The following is a 21626-nucleotide window of genomic DNA, read 5'->3' on the forward strand; positions in this document are numbered from 1 at the left end:
GCCTCGTGGACGGCGCTCCCGCCACACCCCGGCCGAGAGGAACGCGAGCGCGCCCGTGAGTTCAGTGCACCCCGAGCAGCGGGCGCCACGCGACGACCTCCGGGACCGCCTCGCCGGGCTCACCCTCGCCGACGAGCACCGGCTCCGCCGCCGGGTGGACGGGCTGCGCCGGACGAGGGACCCGCAGGCCCGGGAGGCGCAGCGCGAGCGCATCGCCGCCGACGTCGCCGCGGCCGAGGAGCGGATCGCCCGGCGTCGCGCCGCCGTCCCGGCCGTCAGCTACCCGGAGGAGTTGCCGGTCAGCGCGCGGCGGGAGGACATCGCCGCGGCGCTGCGGAGCGCCCAGGTCGTGGTCGTGGCCGGGGAGACCGGCTCGGGGAAGACGACCCAGCTGCCCAAGATAGCCCTGGAGCTCGGCCGCGGGGTGCGCGGGCGGATCGGCCACACGCAGCCCCGCCGGATCGCCGCCCGCAGCGTTGCCGAGCGGATCGCCGGCGAGCTCGGCACGCCGCTGGGCGGGACCGTCGGCTACAAGATGCGGTTCAACGACCAGGTGTCGGACTCGACGCTGGTCAAGCTGATGACCGACGGTGTGCTGCTCGCCGAGATCGCGCACGACCGGCTGCTCCGCCAGTACGACACGATCATCATCGACGAGGCCCACGAGCGGAGCCTCAACATCGACTTCCTGCTGGGCTACCTGGCCCAGCTGCTGCCCCGGCGGCCCGACCTCAAGCTGGTCATCACCTCCGCGACCATCGACGTCGAGCGGGTGGCCAAGCACTTCGGCAACGCGCCGATCGTGGAGGTCAGCGGCCGCACGTACCCGGTCGAGGTGCGCTACCGGCCGGTCGTCGACCCCGACGCACCCGAGGGCGACCCGGCCGCCGACCCCGACCGTGACCAGGTCAGTGCCGTCCTCGACGCCGTCGACGAGCTGGTGGCCGAGGGTCCGGGGGACATCCTGGTGTTCCTCGCCGGGGAGCGGGAGATCCGCGACACGCAGGACGCGCTCGCCGACCGCGACCTACCGAACACCGAGATCGTCCCGCTCTACTCGCGCCTGTCGACGGCCGACCAGCACAAGGTTTTCGCCCCGCACACCGGACGGCGCATCGTGCTGTCCACGAACGTCGCGGAGACGTCGCTGACCGTGCCGGGGATCCGGTACGTCGTCGACCCCGGGACCGCCCGCATCTCGCGGTACAGCCATCGCACGAAGGTGCAGCGGCTGCCGATCGAGCCGATCAGCCAGGCCTCGGCCCGGCAGCGGTCCGGCCGGTGCGGCCGCACGTCGGACGGCATCGCGATCCGCCTCTACACCGAGGAGGACTTCCTCGGCCGGCCGGAGTTCACCGACCCGGAGATCCTGCGGACCAACCTGGCGTCGGTGCTGCTGCAGATGGCCTCGCTCGACCTCGGGGAGGTCGCCGAGTTCCCGTTCATCGACCCGCCCGACCGGCGCGCCGTCGCCGACGGCCTGGCGCTGCTGGAGGAGCTGCACGCCCTCGACACCGACGGCCGACTGACCGCGACCGGCCGGGCTCTGGCCGCGCTGCCGCTGGACCCCCGCATGGCCCGCATGGTGGTCGAGGCCGACCGGCGCGGTGTCCTCGACGAGGTGCTGGTGATCGCGGCCGGCCTGACCATCCAGGACCCCCGGGAACGGCCGACCGAGCACCAGCAGGCCGCCGACCAGATGCACGCCCGGTTCGCCGACGAGAACTCCGACTTCCTGGCCCTGCTCAACCTGTGGCGTTATCTCGGCGAGCAGCAGGACGCCCTGTCCGGCAACCAGTTCCGCCGCACCGTGAAGCGGGAGTTCCTGCACTACCTGCGCATCCGGGAGTGGCAGGACCTGCACGGCCAACTGCGCGGCACCGCCCGGCGGCTGGGCATGGCGGTCGGCGAGCCGGCGGCCGAGCCCGACGAGCGCGGGATCCACGCCGCGATGCTCGCGGGGCTGCTCAGCCACGTCGGGCTCCAGGTCGAGCAGGCGAAGGGTGACAAGCGCCCGGGCCGGGAGTACCTCGGCACCCGCAACACCCGGTTCGTGATCGCGCCCGGCACGCCGCTGGCGAAGAAGCCGCCGCGGTGGGTGGTCGCCGCGGAGCTGGTCGAGACCAGCCGGCTGTTCGCCCGGACCGTGGCCCGGATCGACCCCGAGACGGTCGAGAAGCTCGCCGATCACCTCGTGAAGCGCCAGTACTCCGAGCCACGCTGGGACGCCAAGCGCGGCTCCGTCGTCGCGACCGAGCGGGTCACCCTCTACGGCCTGCCGCTGGTGGTCGGCCGGCGGGTGCAGTACGGCTCGATCGACCCGGTCGTCTCCCGGGAGCTGTTCATCCGGCACGCGCTCGTCCAGGGGGAGTGGACGACGCACCACCGCTTCTGGGCCGAGAACCAGCGGGCCGTCGAGCAGGTCGCGGCGCTGGAGGAACGCGCGCGCCGGCGGGACATCGGCGTCGACGACGAGACGGTGTTCGAGCTCTACGACGCCCGCATCCCGGCTGACGTCGTCTCCACCCGGCACTTCGACCGCTGGTGGAAGCAGGCCCGCCACCGGCAGCCGGGCCTGCTCACGTTCACGCCGGAGATGCTGACCAACGCGGCCGTGGCGGCCGAGGTGCGCCCGGAGGACTATCCCGACGAGGTGCACCTGACGCAGGGCCTCACCCTGCCGCTCGCCTACGCTTTTGCGCCGGGGGCGGCCGAGGACGGGGTGACCGTCGACGTGCCGCTCGGGGTGCTCGACGCCGTGGTGCAGCGCACCTCCGGCGAGTCGCTGGCGTTCACCGTCCCGGGGCTGCGCGAGGAGCTCGTGACGGCGCTGCTGCGCACGCTGCCCAAGCAGCTGCGCCGCGCACTCGTCCCGATCCCCGACCGGGTCCGCGCGGTGCTGCCGCGGATCGACCCCGGGGAGCCCCTGCTGCCGGCCCTGGAGCGGGAGCTCCGCCGGGCCGCCGGTGTGGTCATCCCGCCGGACGCCTGGCAGCCGGACCAGGTGCCCGGTCACCTGCGTGCCACCTTCCGCGTGCTCGACGACCACCACCGGCCGCTGGCGACCGGCAAGGACCTCGCGGCGCTCAAGGCGCAGGTCGCCCCGCAGGCGCGGGCGAGCCTCGCCCGCGCCGCCTCCGAGCTCGAGCGCACCGGCCTGACGACCTGGGAGTTCGGCACTCTGCCCCGGACGGTGGAGGTCCGCCGCGGGGCGCACGTGGTGACGGCCTACCCGGCGCTGGTCGACGAGGGGAGCACCGTCGGCGTCCGCGTGGTGGCGACCGAGGCCGAGGCGACGCGGCTGTCCTGGCGGGGCGCCCGGCGGCTGCTGGTGCTCGTGGCGGGCTCACCGGTGAAGCAGGTCGTCAAGCGGTTGGGGCCGGCCACCCGGCTGGCCCTGCAGTTCAACCCGGACGGCGAGATCCCCGACCTCGTGGCCGACTGCGTCGACGCGGCGGCCGACGAGCTGATCGCGGCGGCAGGCGGGCCGCCGCGGGAGCCGGAGGCCTTCGCGGCGCTGGTGAGCACGGCCAAGGCACAGCTGCAGCCGCTCACCGTCGACGTCGTCGGCCGGGTCGAGGCCGTGCTGGCCCGGGCGCGCGAGGTGGCGGGAGCCATCGGGGCCGCGCCGGGCCGCCGGGTGCCCGAGGCCGCGATCACCGACCTCCGCCGCCAGATGACCGGGCTGCTGCACCGCGGGTTCGTGGCCGCGACCGGACGCCGTCGGCTGCCCGACGTCGTCCGCTACCTGACGGCCATGGCGCACCGGCTGGAGAAGCTGCCGGCCAACGCGGTGCGCGACGAGCTGTGGACCCAGCAGGTGGCCGCGGTGACCACCGAGTACGAGCAGTTGCGGGCGCAGGTGCCCCCGACGGGGGCGCCCGACGACCCGGTCACGCGGATCCGCTGGATGATCGAGGAGCTGCGGGTGAGCTTGTTCGCCCAGAGCGTGGGCACCCCCCGGCCGGTGTCCGAGCAGCGCATCTACAAGGCGATCGACGCGCTCCTGCCCTAAGCGCGGCCGGCCCGGACCCTCAGGGCCACTGCTCGCTGATCTCCGGGAGCGGCTCCGACATGAGTGGCGTGGGGACCGGGTCGCCGACGCCGTTCGCCCTGTCGGCTTGGACCCCGCGCATGAACAGGTCCCAGAGGAAGTACGCCGTCTCGCGGGGACTCAGCTGACCCTTTACCTGGAACCACTTGTACGCCCAGTTAACCATTCCAAAGAGGGCGAATGCCGTCAGGCGGGCATCGACCGGGCGCAATTCGCCGGCAGCGACACCAGCCGTGATGGTCTCCTCAATGAGCCGTCGGTACCGAACGCGGTTCTCGCGCATCTGGGCTCGCCGATCGGGCCCCAACTCCCGGTGGTGCTCGAAGAACATGCGCAGGGTCCCAGGCTTCTCCGCCACGACCTCTAGGTGGTCGACGACGGCTTCGAGCAGAATTTGACTGGGCCGCAGCCCCAGTTCCATCCGCCGGCTCTGCCGCTGGATCAGGGGCTGGATGAAACTCAGGTGAATTTCGAAAAGGATTTCTTCCTTCGACTTGAAGTAGTGGTAAAGCGACGGCTTCGCCAGACCGGCACGGTCCGCCAGGCGCTCCATCGAGGTCTGGTGATAGCCCTCGGCCTCGAACAAGGAGGCCGCTGTCGCGATGAGTTTTTCGCGGCGGCCGCTCCTGACGGGAACTCGGTCGGCGGCGGCCGCGTCGGGTAGCGGAGCAGGCGTGGTCACGATTTCCACTCGATCGACCTTCTTCCGGGACCTCCGGGACCTGTTCGAGAGGCGGATGCCTGCATCTCGATACCGGAATGAAACCTGATCGCGCCCCGACCGTCCAGTCGGTTGCCGCACCGGGTGGCGACCAAGTCGCTGCCCGTAGCGAACGCCCGGCCCTTGCCGTACCAGGTCGCGTCCAGGACCCTACTCGACCGAGTGGGCGGTCCTGTCGGCGTCGAAGATCTTCCACTGTGACTCTTGACATGCTTGTGATCCGCCCGACAAGGTGCCGTCATCCGACCGGTCGGTCGGGAACTCGGCCAACCGTCGAAGGAGTCGGACGTGCGCCTCAGGTCCAAGTTTGGGGTAACCCTGCTAGCTGCCGCTCTGGCGGTCACCGCCTGTGGCGGCAGCGACGGGGAAGACGGCGGGAGTGGGGCTACGGCGGCGAACCCGGATGCGGCACTGATCTTCTTCGACGCGTCGGGCAACGAGACGCTGGACCCGGCCCACCCGCAAAACAACAGCAGCCTTTCCTACGAAGCTCTTCTCGCCATCTACGACCGGTTGATCCACCTGACCGACGAAGGTGACCCCGAACCCGGCCTCGCCGAGGAATGGGAGTACAACGAGGACCTCACCGAGTTGACCCTCACTCTGCGCGAGGGGGCCACCTTCCACGACGGCGAACCGGTCAACGCCGATGCGGTGATCGCGAACTTCGAGCGCATGGAGACCCTCGATCAGCCCATCGGGCAGAACGTGCAGAACACCATCGATCTGATCGACTCCTATGCGGCACCCGACGAGCAGACCGTCGTCCTCACCCTGAGCGAGCCCAGTGGGCAGATGGAGTACTGGCTCTCCGCCAACGGCGGGATGATGGTCAGCCCCGCGGCCCTCACGCCCGGCGCCTACGGCAGCGACTTCGAGCCGATCGGTGCGGGTCCCTATGAGGTCGAGTCCTTCCAGTCCAACGTCGTCACGAACATGGCCCGTTACGAGGACTACTGGGGTGGCACGGAGGGGCGCCCCGCCCGCTTCGAACACCACTACGTCACCGACGGACAGGCGCGTCTGAACGCGGTTCGGTCCGGAGAGGCCAACCTGGCACTCCTCGATGCCAACCAGATCCCGGTGGCGGAAGGTGCCGGCCTCGAGATTCAGGTCAACCCTCAGCTCAGCCTGTGGAACATCTACACGAACCTGTCCGGCCCCGACATCGGGGACGTCAGGGTCCGGCAGGCGATCATGCATGCTATCGACCGCCAGGCGCTCGTGGAGGCCCTGACTTTCGGTACCGGAACGCCGAGCCAGCAGCTGTTCCCGGAAGGGCACCCGGTGTGGATCGAGGAGCTCGACGAGGCCTACCCCTACGACCCGGAGCGGGCACGCGAGCTCCTGGCCGAAGCCGGCAAGCCCGAGGGCGTGGACATCGACTTCGTACTGCTCAACAACACCGAGTACCGGCAGTTGGCCGAGGCGCTGCAGCAGATGCTGGCCAGGGCTGACATTCGGCTCACCTTCGACGTCGTGGACATCTCCCAGGCCAGCGTCTTCCGCGATCCTGCCGGTCCTCAGGGCGAGGTCATGATGGCCCGCTGGGGTGGCCGGGCCGACCCGCTGATGACATTCCAGGAAGTCACCAGCTCGAGCGGCACCTACACGCCCGGCGGCGTGGCCAACCCCAGGATCGACGAGCTCGTCGCGCAAGCCAGCGCGCTGACGCCCGAGAACCCGGAGCGCCTGGAGCTCATCCGCGAGATCAACCGTGTGGTCACGGAAGAGGCGGCCACGTTCCCGATCATGATGCGGTCGAACGTCTTCGCCTACTCGCCCGGGTGTATCGACAACCTCACATCGTACCTGGCCGCCGGTGACGACCTAATGAACGACGTGACCGTCAGCAGCGACTGCGCCTGACATCCCGGCAGGCGCCGAGACGTGACCACCTCGGCCCACGTGGTGGTGGGGAGCGGCCAGCGGTTCGCTCCCCACCACGCGGCGCCCGACGCCCCGACTCCTCTCAAGGATGATCCATGGCATTCATGCGCTTCGTCGGGAAACGCATCCTCTCGACGCTGCCCGTGCTCGTGATCGTTGTCCTGCTGACCTTTCTCATGCTCGAGCTGACGCCTGGCGACCCCGCATCCGTCGTCGCCGGGGCGGACGCCTCGGCGGAGGCGATCGAGGCTGCCCGTAAGCAACTTGGGCTCAACGCGCCACTGCACGAACGCTTCACCGAGTACATCTCCTCGGTGGCCGTCGGCGACCTGGGCGAATCCTTCACCAGCGGGGTGCCCGTCCTCGAGAGCATCATCGACCGCCTGCCGGTCTCCCTGTCGCTGACGCTGGGAGCGCTGCTCATCGGGCTGCTCATCGCCATTCCGGCCGGCATCTTCGCCGCGGTCAAGTCGGGCAGCTGGCTCGACCGGTTTACGATCTTTAACACGTCGATCGGGATGTCCTCGCCGGAATTCTTCGTCGGCCTGATCCTGATCCTCGTCTTCTCCCTGACGCTGGGCTGGTTCCCGGCAACGGGCTACGTGCCCTTCGGTGAGGATCCCGCGGAATGGGCTCTTCGTCTGATCCTGCCGTCGCTGACGCTCGGCATCGGCGTCGCCGCGGAGGTGACCCGTCACGTCCGCGCCTCGATGCGTGACGTCTTGCAGCGGGATTACATCCAGACCGCCCGGGCGAAAGGGCTGTCCACAGCTTCGGTGATCGGCAAGCACGGACTGAAGAACGCCGCTCTGCCAGTGGTGACGGTCCTGGGCCTGCAGGTCCGGCGCCTGCTCGCGGGCACGGTGATCGTGGAGCAGATCTTCGCCATGAACGGGATCGGGACGCTGGCCGTGCGGGCGGTGTTCCTCCGTGACCTGCCGACGTTGCTCGGGGTGGCGCTGGTCACAGCCGTCATCGTCCTGTTCGTCAACCTGCTGGTCGACCTCTCCTACGGCTACCTCGACCCGAAGGTGCGTGCAGCATGACGTCCAGTCCCGAGATGCGGGCCAACGTTCTCCAACCCACGGGCACCGACCCGGAGCAGGTGGAGGAAGCCCTCAACGCCAGCAGCTTCTTCCGCCGATTCCGGCGGAACAAGGTGGGCGTGGTGGCCCTCGGGGTCCTGATCACGCTCGTCCTGATCGCCGTCTTTGCACCGCTGCTGGCGCCGCAGGACCCGAACCAGGGCCTTCTGGCCCGCTCGCTCGAGGGGCCGAGCGGCGAGTACTGGCTCGGCACGGACGACCTCGGCCGCGATGTCTTCAGCCGACTCATCTACGCCAGCCGGGTGTCACTGTCGGCGGCGGCGCTGGCGATCGGGGTGGCCCTGATCATCGGCCTGCCGTTCGGGCTGATCAGCGGCTACGCCGGCGGCTGGGTCGACAACGTGATCATGCGCATCAACGACGCGTTGATGAGCTTTCCGGCGCTGATCCTGGCCGTCGTCATCGTCGGTCTGCTCGGACCCAGTCTGACCAACGCAATGCTGGCCATCGGCATCGTCTACGCGCCGCGGATCATGCGGGTGGTCCGCGGGAGCGCCCTCTCCGTGCGGGAAGAGGTGTACGTGACGAGCGCGCGGGCGACCGGCTGCAGCTCGCTGCGGATCATCCTCCGGCACATCCTGCCGAACATCCTCTCTCCGCTGGTGGTGCAGACGACGATCATGCTGGGGCTGGCAATCCTGGCCGAGGCGGGCCTGAGCTTCCTCGGGCTCGGGGTCCAGCCACCGACCGCCAGCTGGGGGTCGATGCTCGGACGGGCCTTCCCCTACATGACCCGGACCCCGCTGACGGTCATCGCGGCGGGCGCGGCCATCTCACTCGCGGTGCTGGCTTTCAACCTGCTCGGTGACGCCTTCCGCGACTCCCTCGGCCGCGAGCGACGGGACGAATCATGACCGACTCCGCGCGCTCCGACGACATCGCCGCGGGCACCGAGCCACTGCTCGAGGTGCAGGACCTGACGGTGCAGTTCCCGACTCCGGACGGGCTGATCACCGTGGTCGACGGCGTCTCGTTCTCGCTGGCGCAGAACCGGGTGCTGTCCATCGTGGGCGAGTCCGGGTCCGGCAAGAGCGTCACGGCGCTGGCGCTGGTGGGGCTGGTCCAGTCCCGCGGCGGCCGCATCACCCGCGGATCCGTATGTTTCGCCGAGAACGAGCTGGTCGGCATGCCCGAGCGAGCGATCAACCGCATCAGGGGCAAGGACATCGGATTCATTTTCCAGGAACCCATGTCGAGCCTGAACCCGGCGTTCACCGTGGGCGATCAGATCGCCGAGGTGGTGCGTCGGCACCGCAAGGCATCCCGCAAGGAGGCGTGGGCACGGGCCGTCGAGATGCTCGACCGCGTCGGCATCGCCTCGGCCGCCCAGCGTGCCAAGGACTACCCGCACCACTTCTCCGGCGGCATGCGTCAGCGGGTGATGATCGCCCTGGCCCTGGCATGCGACCCGAAGCTGCTCATCGCCGACGAGCCCACCACGGCGCTGGACGTGACCATCCAGGCGCGAACCCTGGAACTGCTCAAGACCCTCCAGCGCGAGCAGGACATGGCGGTCCTGTTCATCACCCACGACCTGGGCGTCGTAGCGGACATCGCCGACGACGTCGTCGTCATGTACGCGTCGCAGGTTGTGGAGCACGCGCCGGTGCGCGACTTGTTCCGCAACCCCCAGCACCCGTACACCGCCGGCCTGCTCGCAGCGATGCCGCAGACGGCGTTGGAGAACAACACGCCGCTGGTCGGCATCCCCGGCGTGGTCCCGCAGCCGCACCGGCTGCCGTCCGGTTGCCGGTTCCACCCCCGGTGCACGCACGCGCAGGCGGGTCGCTGCACGACCGACCCGATCGAGCTGCGGCTGCTCGACACCGGTCTCGTGCGTTGCGTCCGAGCAGAGGAGTTGCGCCAGCCGTCCGCCGCACAGGCGGACCCGGCACCGATCGAGGGAGTGACGGTCCAGTGACGACGACATCAGGAGCCGGGGTCTCCAAGCTCCGCGTCGAGGACCTCCAGGTCACGTTCAACGTGGGTCGCGGCCGGAAGCTGCACGCCGTCGACGGCGTCTCCTTCCACGTCGACGACGGCGAGACCCTCGGCCTGGTGGGCGAGTCGGGCAGCGGAAAATCCACCACGGGGATGGCGGTGCTCCGGCTGGCCGAGCCCACCGCCGGGCGGGTGTACCTCGGCGACACGGAGGTGACCGGCCTGCAATCCCGGCAGTTGCGTCCGCTGCGCAAGCGGATGCAGATCGTGTTCCAGGACCCGTACTCGTCCCTGGACCCGTCGATGACGATCGGACAGCAGCTCGACGAGCCGCTGAAGGTGCACACGTCGCTGTCCAAGGCGGAGCGCCGGGCCCGTGTGGACGACGCGCTGGACACGGTGAAGCTGAGCACCCGCTACACCACGCGCTACCCCAACGAGTTCTCCGGCGGGCAGCGCCAGCGCATCGCGATCGCGCGGGCGATGATCCTCAATCCGGAGCTGGTCGTCTGCGACGAGCCGGTCAGCGCGCTCGACGTCTCCACGCAAAGCCAGATCGTCAACCTGCTGCTGGGCATCCAGGAGCAGTCGAGGACGTCGTTCCTGTTCATCGCCCACGACCTGGCGGTCGTCCGCCTGGTGAGCGACCGCACCGCGGTCATGTACCTGGGACAGCTGGTGGAGACCGGGCCGAGTGCACGGGTCTACGACGCTCCCGCCCACCCGTACACCGCCGCACTGAACTCGGCCATCCCGATCCCGGACCCCGACCGTCAGCGCACGCGGGACCGGATCGTCCTCGGTGGTGACCAGCCGAGCCCTCTGGCACCGCCCAGCGGGTGCCGGTTCCGCACGCGCTGCCCCTTCGCCATGGAGGTCTGCGCCGAGGAGACGCCGCCCCAGTACCCGGTCGACGGCGGCGGCTACGCGGCGTGCCACCTGCACACCCACGGCCCGCAGCTGCGTGGCGCCTCCGTCCTGCCGCTCATCCACGGCGAGCACCTGACGACGCCCCTGGCGTCCCGATGACCGGTCGCCCGTGCACCCGCCGCCCACGTACCGGAGCGGTCGCCACCCGGCGCGGCCGCTGAACGAGAGGAAGTCGCATGACGCTCGAGGGACAGGTCGCGATCGTCACCGGGGGAGCCGGCGGCATCGGCTCCGCCATCGCCCAGGTGCTGGCCGAGGAGGGCGCGCGGGTCGTCTGCGTCGACCGCAACAAGGACGCCCTCGACGGGCTGTCCAAGCGCGCCCGCGACTGGGCCGGGGACCTCGCCGGGCGCATCGAGGGGGAGGTCCTCGACATCGGTGAGCCCGATGCCGTGGCCGCCTGCGTGCGTTCGGTCGCCGAGCGGCACGGGCGCATCGACGTGCTGGTGAACAACGCCGGCATCTCCGGCCCGGCCCGGCCGATCTGGGAGACCCCCGTCGACTACTGGCACGACATGTACCGGGTGCACATCCACGGCACCTTCTACTTCATGCGGGTGGTCATCCCGCACATGATCGAGGCCGGCTACGGCCGGATTGTCAACATAGCGAGCGTCGCCGGCAAGGAGGGCAACCCCAACTCGGCGGCCTACTCGTCGGCGAAGGCGGCGGCGATCGGCCTGACCAAGTCCGCGGGCAAGGAGCTGGCACAGACCGGTGTTCTCGTGAACGCCGTGACGCCGGGCGTGATCGAGACCCGCCTGGTGGAGCAGGTCACGCCGGCGCACCACGAGTACCTGGTGTCCAAGATCCCGATGGGGCGGGTCGGCCAGCCCCAGGAGGTGGCCGAACTCGTCCGCTTCTTGGCCTCACCCCGCGTCAGCTTCTCGACGGGAGCCGTCTTCGACATCAGCGGCGGCCGGACCACGTACTGATGCCCGGTCCGAGGGTGCCGAGTCGTCGAGAGGTGGTCACATGCGCGCGGTCCTCGTGAGGGAGTTCGGCGGGCCCGAGGTCCTACAGGTGGACATGGCCGACCTGAAGCCGATGGGCGAGGACGACGTCCACGTCCGGGTCGCCTACGCCGGCGTCAACTTCCTGGACCTGCACCACCGGTCCGGGGTCTACGCGCGGCCGCTTCCGTTCGTGCCCGGTCGCGAGGGCTCGGGGACGGTCCTCGCGTGCGGCGCCGGCGTGACCCACGTGTCGCCGGGTGACCGGGTCGCCTTCGCGATGCACGACGACGGCACCTACGGGGAGCAGGCGGTCATCCCGGCGTGGAAGGTGGCGCGCGTACCCGACGACGTCGAGCTGCGCACCGCCGCCGCCGTGATGCTCCAGGGCCTGACCGCCCTGTCGCTGGTCACCGTCGAGGCGCGGGTGTCCCCGGGCCAGACCGTGCTCGTCCACTCCGCTGCCGGTGGCACCGGTTCCCTGATCGTCCAGGTGGCTCGGCACGCCGGCGCCCGCGTCCTCGGGCTGGCCTCCACGGAGGAGAAGGTGGCCGCGGCGCTGCGCGCGGGGGCCTCGGCTGCCGGCACATACCCGGACGGCGGCTTCGCGCAGTGGGTGCGCGTGCAGACGGAGGGTCGAGGTGTCGACGTGGTGTTCGACGCCGTCGGCGGCCCGACCTTCGCGGACGACCTGGAGTCCCTCGCCGTCCGTGGCCGGCTCATCGTGTACGGCCGGTCCGGCGGGCCGTTCCCGCCGCTGGACCCGGCCCGCCTGGCCAACGGCTGCCTCAGCCTCACCTACTCGCGGTTGAGCTACTACACCGGCACGTTCGCCGAGTTCCAGGCACGCGCCGCAGGACTGTTCGACCTCGTCTCCCGCGGAGCCGTGGCACCCCTCGAGCTGACCGTGATGCCGCTGGTCGACGCGCCCGTTGCCCATGAAGCACTCGCCGCCCGGACGTCGCTGGGAAAGCACGTCCTCGACCTCGCAGAGGATCCCGTCACCCAATGAAATCCGCCTCCTACCAGGCCTTCATGCAGCCGCGCAGCGTCGCCCTCATCGGAGCTTCCGACGACGGGCAGAAGACCGGCGGCCGCACGCTGCGCTACCTCGACAAGTACGGCTACGAGGGCGAGGTCTACCCCATCAATCCCCGCCGCACGACGGTGCAGGACAAGCAGGCCTACCCGGACCTGGCCGCGGTGGGCCGACCGGTCGACCTCGCGGTCATCCTGACCCCGGCGGAGCACTCGGTCGCCGCCCTCGAGTCCTGCGTGGCCGCCGAGGTGCCGGCGGTCATCGCCATCACGTCCGGTTTCGCCGAGCTGGACGCCGAGGGCGCTCGGCTCCAGCGGGAGCTCCAGGCGGTGCTGCGTGGGTCGTCCACCCGTGTCCTGGGGCCGAACTGCGTCGGACTGGTCAGTGTCCGGTCCAAGCTGGCCGCCACGATTAACACGGGCATGGATCAGGACCGGTTCGACCTGCGGGACGGCGGGATCGCATTCCTCACCCAGAGCGGCGCCATGGGGGCCTTCGTCTTCAACATGTCGCAGACCCGCCGGGTCGGGCTGGGATCCCTGATCAGCACGGGCAACGAGATGGACATCAGCTTCCCCGAGATGCTGCACGCCCTCCTCGACGACCCGAAGGTCAGCGGCGTCGCCGGATACATCGAAGGGATCAGGGACGGCGCGGCGTTCGCCGGCGCCTTGCGGCGCGCACAGGAGCTCGGCAAGCCGCTGGCCTTCCTCAAGGTCGGTCGCTCCCCGCTGGGCGTCGAGGCGATCGCCTCCCACACCGGTGCCCTGGCCGGCTCGGACGCCGTCTACAGCGGGGTGTTCGAGCAGTACGGCGTCACCCGCATCGCCGGCGTCGAGGCGCTGGCCGACTGGGCGCAGATGGTCGACCTGGCCCAGCCCCCGGCCGGCGACCGGCTGTCGGTCACCACCACGTCGGGCGGCGGCGGCGTGCTCGTCGCCGACCACTGCACTGACCTGGGCATCAGCATGGCGACCTGGGAAGGGGAGTGGCAGCAGAAGCTCGCCGGCGCGCTGCCGGAGTACCTCTCGGCCCGCAACCCCATCGACATGGCCGGTACCGGGGGCAGTGCAGAGGCGCTGCGCGAGGTGCTCACGCTCATGGGTCAGCACCCGGGGACCGACGTCGCCATGGTCCTCATCGGCAACCTGGACAAGGAGGAGGACGCGCTCATCCAGGTGCTCCACGAGGCAAGCCTGCAGATGGACAAGCCGCTGATCGTGGTGTGGGTCGGTGGCAGCGGCCGCCCGGTCGTGGAGCTCACCTCACGCGGGGTTCCTGCCTACACCGACCCCGGCCGGGCACTCCAGGCGCTATCCGGCCTGATGGCGGCCCGTCGAGCCAGTGCCCGGTCGCTACCGGAGTCGCCGCCGATTGACGAGGAACGCCGGGCGCAGGCCCAGGCTCTCCTGGCGGAGGCGCGAGACGTGGGTCTCGGCGTGCTCGACGAGCACCGGGCCAAGAAGCTGCTCCGGCATTACGGCGTGCCGGTCGTTCAGGAAGCCGTGGCGAACGATCCCGACGAGGCCGCCGCGGCGGCGGCCCGTGTGGGATTCCCGGTCGCCGTCAAGTTGCTGGCCGACGACGTCGCGCACAAGAGTGAGCTGGGCGGGGTCCTGCTGGGGCTCTCGTCGACCGAGGAAGTGAGCGTCGCAGCGAAGGGCATGCTGGCCCGACTGCCCCGCGAGGTCGCCGACAGGGCCCGCTTGCTCGTCCAGCCCATGGTCGCGCCCGGCCTGGAAATGCTCCTCGGGCTCAAGCGCGACGAGGCGTTCGGGCCCGTGCTGGTCCTCGGTCTCGGCGGCACCTGGACCGAGGTCCTGGAAGACGTGCAGCTGCGGCTCCCGCCCATCTCGGACGACGACGTCAAGGACGCGCTCGACCGACTGCGCTCGGTCCGCCTGCTCGGCCCGTTCCGCGGGGCACCGGAGCGCGACCAGGACGCGGTCGTGGCGGCGGTCCAGGGCTTGGCCCAGCTCGCATCGGAGGTCGGCGACGAGATCGCCGAGCTCGACATCAACCCACTCATCGTCGGCGCTCGGGGCGACGGGGCGGTCGCCGTCGACGCCGTAGTCGTCCCCCGGGCCGCCACCGTGCCGACAGCGTCCCACCACTGAAGGAGCGCATTCATGACCACCGCGGCTCAGCAGAAGACCAGTGCTTTGGCGGAGTGGCGCGCGGAGATCCGCGCCTGGCTCGAGGCCAACGTTCCCGAAGGCGGGCTTCCGGACCCCGAGTCCGGCGACATCCTCGACGCGCACCGCGAGTGGGAGCGGAGGCTCTTCGAGGCGGGCTACGCGGCGCTGCACTGGCCCGAGGAGTACGGCGGCAAGGGCGCCGACCTTGACGCCCGGATCGTCTTCCAGGAGGAGTACGAGCGCGCCGGCGCCCCGCCGCGGATGAACCTGGGCGGGCTCATGCTCGCCGGGCCGACGATCATGAAGTACGGCACGCCCGAGCAGAAGGAGTTCTGGCTGCCGGCCATCCTCAGCTGCGACCACCTGTGGTGCCAGGGCTTCAGCGAGCCGGGCGCGGGCAGCGATCTGGCCAACCTGCGTACATCCGCGGTGATCGACGGGGAAGACCTCGTCATCAACGGCCAGAAGATCTGGACCTCCGGGGGCATGCACGCCGACTGGATGTTCGGCATGGTCCGCACCGGCGACCCGCAGTCGGGACACCGCGGCATCACGTACGTGATGATCGACATGCGCACACCGGGCATCGACGTCCACCCGATCAAACAGATCAACGGGCAGACCGGGTTCTGCGAGGTCTTCTTCACCGACGTCCGCGTCCCCGTCGCCAACGTCATGGGCGAGGTGAACGGCGGCTGGCAGGTTGCCATGGAGGCGCTGGGACACGAGCGAGGCGCCGGACGACGCACCTACGTCAAGTTCCTGAACGATCTCGCGCAACTGCGTGGTTTCGTCACCTCGCTCGGTCAGGACGAGGACACCGCCGTCCGGGAGGATCTCGGCCGGCTGCTCACGGCGGTCACCGTGTACCGCCACCACGTCGGCCGGACCGTCGCCGACACGATGCGGGGCCACGTCGGGCCGGAGGCCAGCTACAACAAGCTGTACTGGTCGGAGATGAACGCGCAGATCCATGAGGTGGGGATGCGCGTGCTGGGCTCCCGTGCCGAGCTGCAGGACGACGAGAACTCCCTGCCCGGGGCCAAGCAGTGGCGGGACAACTACTGGCTCTCCCGCGCCGCACGCATCTTCGCGGGGACCAACCAGATCCAGAAAAACATCATTTCCGAGCGCGTGCTCGGCCTGCCCAAGGAGCCGCGACGATGACGTACGCTTTCACCCCCGAGCAGGAGGACCTGCGCCGCACGGCCCGGGACTTCTTCGCGCGCAGCTGCGCTCCCGGCGATGTCCGCGCCGCGTGGGAGCCGAACGCCGACCAGGACCGATCCCGGTGGAGCCGCATAGCTGACCTCGGCTTCCTCGGCGCCAACGTGCCCTCGGAGCTCGGTGGCCTGGGACTGGGGGACGCAGAATTGACCGTCCTCCTGGAGGAGGCGGGGTACGCCGCCTTGCCCGAGCCCCTCCTGGAGACCGCGGCGGTGGTGGTCCCCGTTCTGCGCGAGCACGGCTCGGCCGATCAGCGGGCGTTCTGGCTGCCCCGGATCGCGTCGGGGGAGGCCCTGGCGACGGCCCAGCTGATGGGCTCGCCCGCCGCGCCCTACGGCAGGGTGGCGGACCTGGCGTTGCTGGAGCTCGAGGACGGCCTGCACCTTGTGCCGGGCGACCGGCTTACCCGTGAGCCCGCCCGGTCGATGGACGGTGCCCGGCACACGGCCGCACTGCGCGCCGTCCCGGACTCAAGGACCCGGCTGCCCGAGGCCGCACTCGTGGATGCCCGCGTCCGTGGCGCGGCGGCGACGGCAGCGGTCCTCAACGGCGTGAGCCGGCGGCTGCTCGACATGACGGTGGCCTACGCGAAGGACCGCCAGCAGTTCGGCCGGCCGATCGGGTCGTTCCAGGCGGTCAAGCACATGCTCGCGGAGGTGGCACTCGAGGTCGAGACGTCGCGTCCGGCCGCCTGGTACGCGCTCACCGCGATCGCCGATGGGCAGGATGACGCGGCCCTCGCCGCGAGCGCGGCCAAGGCTGCGGCCAATGCCGCCGCCACCACGGCCAGCTACCACACCCTGCAGGTGCACGGCGGTATCGGTTTCACGTGGGAACACGACCTGCACCTCTGGCTCAAACGGGGGAAGGCGCTTGAGGGGGCCTACGGCTCCCTCCGCCACCACCACCGCGTCCTAGGCGACGCCGTCATGACCAGCCCGGATCTCCTGGCGACCTTCGGCCCCGCCCTGAGCACCGCGTCCTGACCCATCCCGCCCGCCTCGCGCCGTCGCTCCAGCCCGTCAGCCGCAGCCCTCCAGCCACTGAACAAGGGGTTCCCGTGATCGAGTCCACCGATCAGATCGACATCACCTACGAGGGCGACGTCGTGATCGTCACCATCAACCGTCCCGAGCGGCTCAACGCGATCGCGCCGGAGACCAGCGACCAGCTGCGGGAGACGCTGCTGCAGCTCGACGACGACGAGGACTCCCGCGTGGCCGTGCTCACCGGTGCCGGCCGAGGTTTCTGCGCCGGCGGCGACGTCAAGAGCATGACCGAGCGGCACAAGCCGGGCGTGGCCCCCAAGAAGGTGTACTCCCAGGGACGTCACCTCATGAACGCTTTCATGTCGGTCGAGACGCCGATCATTGCGATGGTCAATGGGCCGGCGGCCGGGCTGGGTGCGACGTTGGCGCTGTACTGCGACATGGTGATCATGGCCGACGAGGCCTCCATCGGTGACCGGCACGTCAACGTGGGTCTGGTCGCCGGCGACGGCGGCGCGGTGATGTGGCCGCTCCTGGTGGGGCCGCTGCGGGCCAAGGAGATGATGATCACCGGTCGGATGCTCAGCGGTCGCGAGGCCGCCGACATGGGGCTGGTCAACCGCTCGGTTCCGCTGGAGCGACTGCGCAAGGAGACCCTCGACCTCGCCAGGGAGATCGCGGCCCTGCCGCCCTACGCCGTCCGTGCGACCAAGGCATCGGTCAACCGGTACGTGGCTTGGATGAACAATCACGTCCTCGAGCCGTCCTTGGCCTGGGAGAAGATCTCGATGATGAGCCAGGACCACCAAGAGGCCCTGGCCGCCCGCCGTGAGAAGCGCCCCGGCGTCTACACCGGCCAGTAGTGATAGCGCGGGGGGCGGGCGACGGTGCCGCCGCCCGCCGGTGCCAGGCCCCTCGTGTCCCCCGTCCCGTGCAAGGAGCAGTGGATGACGGCTCTCACCCCCCTGTCGGTCACGCGGCCCTCCGCTGGAGTCGCGCTGGTCGAGATGGGCGAACCCGGTTCGCTCAACCTCTGGAACCCGGCACTGGAGCGGGGCCTGATGGACGCCCTCGATGAGCTGGGGGCCGAGCCCGAGACACGGGCGATCGGTATCCTCAGCCGGGGCCGGGCCTTCTGCGGCGGGGCCGATCTGTCCCGGTTGGAGCAACTGGTGGCGACCGATCGCCCGGCCGAGGAGCTCGCTGCGGACGTCGTGGCGCGGCGGATCACGCGTGCCCCCGGCAATCCCACCCCGATCGTGGCGGCCGTCCACGGCGCCTGTGTCGGGATCGGGCTCGCCCTGGCCTTGTCCTGCGACCTGCGGATCGCCGCCGACGACGCCCGGTTCCGGACGGCGTTCCCCGAACGCGGGCTGATCGCCGAGCACGGCACGTCCTGGCTGCTGCCGCGCATCGTCGGGCTCGGTGACGCGCTCGACATGCTGCTGACCAGCCGCACGGTGGACGCAGACGAGGCCTTGGCGATGCGGCTCGTCGGCCGGGTCGTCGACCGGGCCGGGCTCCGCGCCACCGTGCTCGAGGTGCTCACTCGCATCGCCGATACGGTCTCGCCCCGTTCGGCGGCCGTGATCAAGCGCCAGGTCTACGCCGACTCCGCGCGACCGCTCGAGCCGGCCCTCCGCGCCGCGGCCGACGAGATGGCCGGCGCCTTCGGCGCCGCAGACTCCCGAGAAGGCGTGCGCAGCTTCCTCGAGAAGCGTCCTGCGCGGTTCCCCGGCTACCCGACCCCTGTTGTTCCGCCCGTCGACACGGAGAGCCGACCATGAGCGAGACCCAGAGCCCCCAGCGCGTCGCCGTCGTCACCGGAGGCTGTCAGGGCATCGGGCGTGGCATCGCCCTCCGCCTGGCCCAGGATGGCATGACCGTTGTCGCCTGGGACCTCGAGGACGTCGTGGACGCGAACAAGGACCTCGAAAACCTCGATGTCGCTGGCCGTCTCCGGCTCATGGCGGTCAACGTCGGCTCCCCGGAGCAGGTCGAGGACGGCGTCGCGCAGGTGGTGGCTCACTACGGGTCGGTGGACGTCCTCGTCAACAACGCGGCCATCTCGCCCAAGGCCGATGGTGCCCGCGTCCCGCCGCACGAGACAGGCCTGGACGAGTGGGAACGGGTGATCCGGGTCAACCTCACCGGTCCGTTTCTGGCCTGTCGCGCGGTCATCCCCCACATGCAGCGGCGCGGCTGGGGCCGGATCGTGAACATGTCGTCCAAGGCCGGCCGGTCCGGAGCCATGCTCGCGGGACTGCCGTACGGCGTCACCAAGACCGGCATCAACGGCCTGACTCGGACCCTGGCCCCGGCGGTAGCACCGATGGGCATCACGATCAACTCCATCGCCCCGGGGCGGATCCGGACGCCGATGGCCGCCGGAGTCTCCGAGGAGGTCAACGCTCGCCTGATCGCCGCGACCCCGGTCGGCCGGTTCGGGGAGCCGGAGGACATCGCCGCGCTCGTGTCCTACCTGTGCAGGGACGAGGCCGGCTTCCTGACCGGCGACACGATCGACATCAACGGCGGGGCGTACATGGCGCCCTGAACGGATCGGCAGTCCCTCAGCTCACCGGGTCGACGACGGGGTGGTTCTCAGATGCAGGCGATCGTGTTCGAAGGTGCGGGCGGCAACGAGGTCGTGCGCGTGGTCGAGCGGCCTGTCCCCGAGCCGGGGCCAGGTGAGGTCCTGGTGCGGGTGCGGCGCGTGGGCCTCAACCCCGCGGACATCGCCCAGCGCGAGGGCCGCTACCCACCGCCTGCCGGTGCGCCCGCCGACATCGGCGGGATCGAGGTAGCTGGGACAGTGGAGCGCTGCGGCCACGGGGTCGTGCGCTGGAAGCCCGGTGACCGAGTGCTCGGCCTAGTCGACGGCGGGGGCTTCGCCGAGCGCGTCGTCGCCCTCGACCGGTGCCTGTCCCCGGTGCCGGACGGGCTCGGGGACGATGAGGCGGCGGCCGTCCCGGAGGCGTTCGTCACCGCGCACGATGCGATGGTGACCGTGGGCCGGCTCCGGCCCGGTGACCGGGTGCTCGTGAACGGGGCCAACGGCGGCGTCGGCGCGGCGGCCATCCAGCTGGTGGCGGCCTTCGGTGGATCCGCCGTCGGCACCAGCCGCTCGCCGGCGGGGCTGGAGTTCATCCGCTCCCTCGGTGCGGTCGCCGTCCACCAGGACGACCTGCTCCACGGCGATCCCGATCAGCTCGGCCGCTTCAACCTCGTGATCGAACTGGTCGGCGGCCCGAACCTCGACCGGCTGCTTCTCCTACTGGCCCCACGCGGCCGAGTCGTCATCGTGGGCGTACCGGCCGGCGACGAGATGAGCCTGTCGGTCCGCTCGCTCATGCGGCTCCGCGCCTCGCTGACCGGGACCAACTTGCGGAACCGGCCCCCCGAGGAGAAGGCGCTGGCGGTGCAGGCCTTCGCCCACGAGGTGAGCCCTCTCCTCGCCGACCGGCGGCTGGTCGCTCACGTCGAGGCCTGCTTCCCGCACACCGACGCCGCCGCGGCGTTCGACCATCTTGGCTCCTCGGGCAAACGTGGCAAGGTCCTCCTTGCGTTCCCGGACGAGACGCTCCTCGACGGTGCCGGCGATGACTGAGCGGCACGTGCCCCAGCCCTGCCAAGTCGCGCCCGGAGTCTGGAGCGTGCCGTTGCCGTTCCCCAACCCGCTGCGGTACACGCTGTCCTACCTGGTCGAATCGGAAGCCGGGCTGGTTCTGGTCGACGCCGGCTGGGACTCCGACGAGTGCTGGACAGCGCTCCAGGACGGGCTGGCCGCCGCTGGCGCGGCGCTCGCCGACCTCACCGGGGTGGCGATCACCCACATCCACCCCGACCACTACGGCTTGGCCGGACGGCTGCGCGAGGAGACGTCGGCCTGGATTGGCATGCATCCCCTCGAGGCGGCCCGGATCCCCTCCAGCGACAACGAGGTCGACGGGGTCCTGGCCGAGATGGTCCAATGGCTTCTAGCCCTCGGCGCTCCTCCCGATGAGGTACAGGCGCTGCGCGACCACGGGCCAACTATTGCGGCGACGACGTCCCGTGTCCGGCCGGACCGCCTCCTGCGGGATGGGGAACAGCTGCCGGGCCGGCCGACGACGACCGTGGTGCACACGCCTGGGCACACCGTCGGGCACCTGTGCTTCGTGGACGAGGCACGACACATCGCCTTCACCGGTGACCACGTGCTGCCCCGTGTGACGCCGAACATCTCCCAGCGGCCGCAGCAGGGGGAGGACCCGCTCGGGCACTACCGCCGGTCCATCGCGAAGGTCCGCGGGTCCGGCGCGGTCCTCGGGCTGCCCGGCCACGAATGGCCGATCCCGGACCTGGACGCACGGATCGACGTCCTGGCCGAGCACCACCGTGAGCGACTGGATGAGGTGGAGACCGTGCTTCGCGCGGGTGCCTCGACCGTGTGGGAGGTTGCGACCACGGTCTCCTGGTCCCGGCCGTGGAACGAGTTGCGCGGTCTCCAACGTCGGTCCGCTCTGGGGGAGACGCACAGCCACCTCGAGCGGCTGATGCGGGAGGGCCGGGCGCGCCTCCAGCCGGGGCCACCGGACCGCTGGTCGGTCGCCGAGCACGTCTACGAGAGAGCGAGGTGACTCGGCCCGGCGATCC

General features: G+C 70.6%; 17 protein-coding genes. 16 read left to right on the forward strand and 1 reads right to left on the reverse strand.

The window, feature by feature from the left end; genetic code table 11:
- The first annotated feature begins 55 nt into the window (after positions 1–55).
- Complete coding sequence (hrpA, locus tag ACI791_RS16555; protein ID WP_456587032.1) at positions 56–4015, forward strand: ATP-dependent RNA helicase HrpA; 3960 nt, start codon at positions 56–58, stop codon at positions 4013–4015.
- A gap of 19 nt (positions 4016–4034) precedes the next feature.
- Here the strand turns inward: hrpA and ACI791_RS16560 are convergent, their stop codons facing one another.
- Positions 4035–4745, reverse strand: coding sequence for a TetR/AcrR family transcriptional regulator (locus ACI791_RS16560; RefSeq protein WP_456587033.1), 711 nt, complete (start codon positions 4743–4745; stop codon positions 4035–4037).
- A gap of 318 nt (positions 4746–5063) precedes the next feature.
- On the opposite strand from ACI791_RS16560, the gene ACI791_RS16565 reads away from it, so the two are divergent.
- The 15 genes from ACI791_RS16565 (at position 5064) to ACI791_RS16635 (ending at position 21610) form a co-directional block, all read left to right on the forward strand.
- On the forward strand, positions 5064–6644 hold the full coding sequence (locus tag ACI791_RS16565) for an ABC transporter substrate-binding protein (protein ID WP_456587034.1): 1581 nt from the start codon (positions 5064–5066) through the stop codon (positions 6642–6644).
- Between the two features lie 116 nt (positions 6645–6760).
- On the forward strand, positions 6761–7711 hold the full coding sequence (locus ACI791_RS16570; RefSeq protein WP_456587035.1) for an ABC transporter permease: 951 nt from the start codon (positions 6761–6763) through the stop codon (positions 7709–7711).
- A complete protein-coding gene (locus ACI791_RS16575; protein WP_456587036.1) occupies positions 7708–8625 on the forward strand; it encodes an ABC transporter permease in 918 nt (305 codons plus the stop codon). Before ACI791_RS16570 ends, ACI791_RS16575 begins: the two co-directional genes overlap by 4 nt.
- The gene (locus ACI791_RS16580; protein ID WP_456587037.1) at positions 8622–9692 is read left to right on the forward strand and encodes an ABC transporter ATP-binding protein; all 1071 of its coding nucleotides are present in this window, start codon (positions 8622–8624) and stop codon (positions 9690–9692) included. The genes ACI791_RS16575 and ACI791_RS16580 overlap by 4 nt, the downstream gene beginning before the upstream one ends.
- Positions 9689–10741 (forward strand): ABC transporter ATP-binding protein, encoded by a 1053-nt coding sequence (locus ACI791_RS16585; protein WP_456587038.1) that lies wholly within the window; start codon positions 9689–9691, stop codon positions 10739–10741. Before ACI791_RS16580 ends, ACI791_RS16585 begins: the two co-directional genes overlap by 4 nt.
- Positions 10742–10818: 77 nt before the next feature.
- The gene (locus tag ACI791_RS16590; protein WP_456587039.1) at positions 10819–11577 is read left to right on the forward strand and encodes an SDR family NAD(P)-dependent oxidoreductase; all 759 of its coding nucleotides are present in this window, start codon (positions 10819–10821) and stop codon (positions 11575–11577) included.
- Between the two features lie 40 nt (positions 11578–11617).
- Complete coding sequence (locus ACI791_RS16595) at positions 11618–12607, forward strand: quinone oxidoreductase family protein (protein WP_456587040.1); 990 nt, start codon at positions 11618–11620, stop codon at positions 12605–12607.
- Positions 12604–14751, forward strand: coding sequence for an acetate--CoA ligase family protein (locus tag ACI791_RS16600; RefSeq protein WP_456587041.1), 2148 nt, complete (start codon positions 12604–12606; stop codon positions 14749–14751). Before ACI791_RS16595 ends, ACI791_RS16600 begins: the two co-directional genes overlap by 4 nt.
- A 12-nt stretch (positions 14752–14763) precedes the next feature.
- Positions 14764–15939 (forward strand): acyl-CoA dehydrogenase family protein, encoded by a 1176-nt coding sequence (locus ACI791_RS16605; protein WP_456587042.1) that lies wholly within the window; start codon positions 14764–14766, stop codon positions 15937–15939.
- Positions 15936–16985 carry an acyl-CoA dehydrogenase family protein gene (locus tag ACI791_RS16610; protein ID WP_456587043.1) on the forward strand — a complete coding sequence of 350 codons (1050 nt, stop codon included), beginning with the start codon at positions 15936–15938 and terminating at the stop codon, positions 16983–16985. The genes ACI791_RS16605 and ACI791_RS16610 overlap by 4 nt, the downstream gene beginning before the upstream one ends.
- A gap of 74 nt (positions 16986–17059) precedes the next feature.
- Complete coding sequence (locus tag ACI791_RS16615) at positions 17060–17851, forward strand: enoyl-CoA hydratase/isomerase family protein (protein ID WP_456587044.1); 792 nt, start codon at positions 17060–17062, stop codon at positions 17849–17851.
- An 84-nt stretch (positions 17852–17935) separates the two neighbouring features.
- Positions 17936–18775 (forward strand): enoyl-CoA hydratase-related protein, encoded by an 840-nt coding sequence (locus ACI791_RS16620; protein ID WP_456587045.1) that lies wholly within the window; start codon positions 17936–17938, stop codon positions 18773–18775.
- Positions 18772–19545, forward strand: a complete 774-nt coding sequence (locus ACI791_RS16625) for an SDR family NAD(P)-dependent oxidoreductase (RefSeq protein ID WP_456587046.1) — start codon at positions 18772–18774, stop codon at positions 19543–19545. Before ACI791_RS16620 ends, ACI791_RS16625 begins: the two co-directional genes overlap by 4 nt.
- A 51-nt stretch (positions 19546–19596) precedes the next feature.
- A complete protein-coding gene (locus ACI791_RS16630; protein WP_456587047.1) occupies positions 19597–20598 on the forward strand; it encodes a zinc-binding dehydrogenase in 1002 nt (333 codons plus the stop codon).
- A gap of 46 nt (positions 20599–20644) precedes the next feature.
- On the forward strand, positions 20645–21610 hold the full coding sequence (locus ACI791_RS16635) for an MBL fold metallo-hydrolase (protein ID WP_456587048.1): 966 nt from the start codon (positions 20645–20647) through the stop codon (positions 21608–21610).
- Positions 21611–21626: the final 16 nt, after the last annotated feature.

The organism is Blastococcus sp. SYSU DS0973 (assembly GCF_054051055.1).